At 73.7% G+C, this 3,123-nt stretch carries 3 protein-coding genes; 1 reads left to right on the top strand and 2 read right to left on the bottom strand.

Annotated features, from left to right (window positions below; all coding sequences use genetic code 11):
- Together H5J33_RS29000 and H5J33_RS28995 are read right to left on the bottom strand one after the other, a co-directional pair.
- Window positions 1–239: MBL fold metallo-hydrolase (locus H5J33_RS29000; RefSeq protein ID WP_181797780.1), on the bottom strand; the 239-nt coding region annotated here is incomplete at its 3' end.
- Between the two features lie 61 nt (window positions 240–300).
- Window positions 301–1,656 (bottom strand): dipeptidase, encoded by a 1,356-nt coding sequence (locus H5J33_RS28995; RefSeq protein WP_181797779.1) that lies wholly within the window; start codon window positions 1,654–1,656, stop codon window positions 301–303.
- Between the two features lie 130 nt (window positions 1,657–1,786).
- On the opposite strand from H5J33_RS28995, the gene H5J33_RS28990 reads away from it, so the two are divergent.
- Window positions 1,787–3,040, top strand: a complete 1,254-nt coding sequence (locus tag H5J33_RS28990; protein ID WP_181797778.1) for a geranylgeranyl reductase family protein — start codon at window positions 1,787–1,789, stop codon at window positions 3,038–3,040.
- Window positions 3,041–3,123: the final 83 nt, after the last annotated feature.

The following is a 3,123-nucleotide window of genomic DNA, read 5'->3' as shown; positions in this document are numbered from 1 at the left end:
CTCAGCGCGGCGAACTCGCCCGCTCCGCCGACGTGGTCCTCGTGGAAGTGGGTGAGCACGACGCGTCGTACGTCGCGGGGTCCGTGCCCCAGCGCGGTGACCGCGTCGGCGATCAGCCGGCCGGCGCCGGCCGGGCCCGCGTCGATCAGCGTCAACTCCTCGTCGTCGCGCCAGAGATAGGCCTGGCCGACGGGAAAGCGGAACAGGTGCAGCCGGGGCAGCAGTTCGATGACGTCCATGCGCCGACCGTAAAGAGGCCCCCGCCCGTGGGCGAGGGCCCTCTGCCGCGGGCAGAAGAGGTCAGCTCGCCGCGTAATTGCGCAGGAACAGCGCCTCGGCCACGGACAGCCGCTCCAACTCCTCGGGGGAGACGCTCTCGTCGACCGCGTGGATCTGCGCCTCCGGTTCGCTCAGCCCGATGAGCAGGATCTCCGCCCGCGGGTACAGCGCGGCGAGGGTGTTGCACAGCGGGATGGTGCCGCCCTGCCCCGCGTACTGCATGGTCTCGCCGGGGTAGGCCACCGCCATCGCCTCGGCCATCGCCCGGTAGGCGGGGCTGGAGGTGTCGGCGCGGAACGGCTGTCCCTGGCCGACCAGCTCGGTGGTGACCCGGGCGCCCCACGGGGTGTGCGCCTCGATGTGCGACTGGAGCAGCTTGCCGGCCTCCGCCACGTCCATGCCCGGCGGCACCCGCAGGCTGACCAGGGCCCCGGCGCTCGACTGCACCGACGGGGTGGCGCCGACGACCGGCGGGCAGTCGATGCCGATGACGGTGACCGCGGGGCGCACCCACACGCGGTCGGCGATCGGTCCCTCACCGGTCAGCCCGACGCCGTCCAGCACCTTGGCGTCCGCGCGGAACTGCTCCTCGGGGTACTCCAGGCCGTCCCACCGCGCCGTGGTGTCCAGGCCGTCGACCGTGGTGGAGCCGTCCTCGGCGCGCAGCGAGTCCAGCGTCCGGATCAGCGCGGCCAGCGCGTCCGGGGCGGCGCCTCCGAACTGGCCGGAGTGCAGATTGCCGGCCAGGGTGTCGACCCGCACCCGGACTATGGCCAGCCCGCGCAGGCTGGTGGTCACGGTCGGCAGGCCGAGCCGGAAGTTGCCCGCGTCACCGATGACGATCGTGTCCGCCGCCAGCAGCTCGGGGTGCTGCTCGGCGTACCGCTCCAGGCCGCCCGTGCCCTGCTCCTCGGAGCCCTCCACGACGACCTTCACGTTCACCGGGACACCGCCGTTCGCCTTCAGGGCGCGCAGGGCGAGCAGGTGCATGATGAAGCCGCCCTTGCAGTCGGCGGTCCCGCGGCCGTACCAGCGGCCGTCACGCTCGGTCAGCTCGAACGGCGGGGTGGACCAGCCGGCCTCGTCCAGCGGGGGCTGCACGTCGTAGTGCGCGTACAGCAGGACCGTCTTGGCACCCTCCGGGCCCGGCAGGAAGCCGTACACCGACTGCGTGCCGTCCGGGGTGTCCAGCACGGCCACGTCCGTGAATCCCTCGGCCCGCAGCGCGTCGGCGACCCAGCCCGCGGCGGCCTCGCTCTCGCTCCTCGGGAACTGCGAGAAGTCCGCCACCGACCTGAAGGCGACCAGTTCGGCCAGCTCCGCCTTCGCCCGGGGCAGCAGCGAGGCGACGGTCTCGGCGAGCGGATGGGACGGCATGGGCAGGCTCCTCGTGGGTGCGACGTGGTACGGGGTGGATACAACGATCCTCCCACAGCGGATCGCGCGGACGGCCGCCGTAGGATGCGACAGACACTTGGCAGCGGCTTGAGCGGAGCGGTAGACCATCGTGAGCGGCGAGAACTCTTCAGCGGACGACGTGCGGCGGGTGTGGGACGTCGTCGTGGTGGGCGCGGGCCCGGCGGGCGCCTCGGCCGCCTACGCGGCGGCGGTCGCGGGACGGCGTGTGCTGTTGCTGGAGAAAGCCGAGCTGCCGCGCTACAAGACGTGCGGCGGCGGCATCATCGGGCCCTCGCGCGACGCGCTGCCGCCCGGCTTCGAACTGCCCTTCCGGGACCGGGTGCACGCCGTCACGTTCTCCCACAACGGCCGCTTCACCCGCACCCGCCGCTCCAAGCAGATGCTGTTCGGCCTGATCAACCGGCCCGAGTTCGACCAGCAACTGGTCGAACACGCCCAGAAGGCGGGCGCCGAACTGCGTACGGGCGTCACGGTCCAGCGGGTCGAGCAGCACGGCTCGGCGGTGCCGGACCGGCGCACGGTCGCCGTCGTCCTCCAGGGCGGGGAGACGGTGCTGGCCCGCGCGGTCGTCGGCGCCGACGGCAGCGCCAGCCGGATAGGAGCCCACGTCGGCGTGAAGCTCGACCAGGTCGACCTCGGCCTGGAGGCGGAGATCCCGGTGCCGGAGACCGTCGCCGAGGACTGGAAGGGACGGGTCCTCATCGACTGGGGGCCGCTGCCGGGCAGTTACGGCTGGGTGTTCCCCAAGGGCGACACGCTGACCGTCGGCGTGATCTCCGCGCGCGGTGAAGGCGCCGCCACCAAGCGGTACCTGGAGGACTTCATCGCCCGGCTGGGCCTCGCAGGGTTCGAGCCGTCACTCTCCTCCGGGCACCTGACCCGCTGCCGCGCCGACGACTCGCCGCTGTCCCGGGGCCGGGTGCTGGTCTGCGGCGACGCGGCCGGCCTGGTCGAGCCCTGGACCCGCGAGGGCATCTCCTTCGCGCTGCGCTCGGGCCGGCTGGCGGGGGAGTGGGCGGTGCGCATCGCCGAGGCGCACGACGCGGTGGACACCCGGCGCCAGGCCCTGAACTACGCCTTCGCCATCAAGGCGGGGCTCGGCGTCGAGATGAGCGTCGGCAGGCGGCTGCTGTCCGTGTTCGAGCGGCGTCCGGGCCTGTTCCACGCGGCGCTCACCGGCTTCCGCCCGGCGTGGCGGGCGTTCCGGGACATCACCACGGGCGCCACCTCCCTGGCCGAGATCGTCCGCACCCGTCCGATCGCCCAGCGCGCCCTGACCGCCCTCGACCGCCGCACGACGCCTCCGGCGGAGCCCGCCACGGAGGAGCCGGTCGGTTCCTGAGGGGGCGGGGCCGGGTGCCGGGGCGGGGACATGGAGTGCCGGCCGCGGTGCCGGGCCACCGAGGGGCACGCCGGGCGCGGGGT

Origin of the sequence: Streptomyces sp. WELS2 (assembly GCF_013870595.1) — a bacterium.
Lineage (GTDB): Bacteria > Actinomycetota > Actinomycetes > Streptomycetales > Streptomycetaceae > Streptomyces.
Note: the sequence above shows the minus strand (reverse complement) of the source record. Positions and strands in the feature narration are given on the sequence as shown.

Excerpts from the sequence above, each read along its gene's own strand:
- H5J33_RS28995 (WP_181797779.1), bottom strand. The coding sequence starts at position 1,656 with ATGCCGTCCCATCCGCTCGCCGAGACCGTCGCCTCGCTGCTGCCCCGG.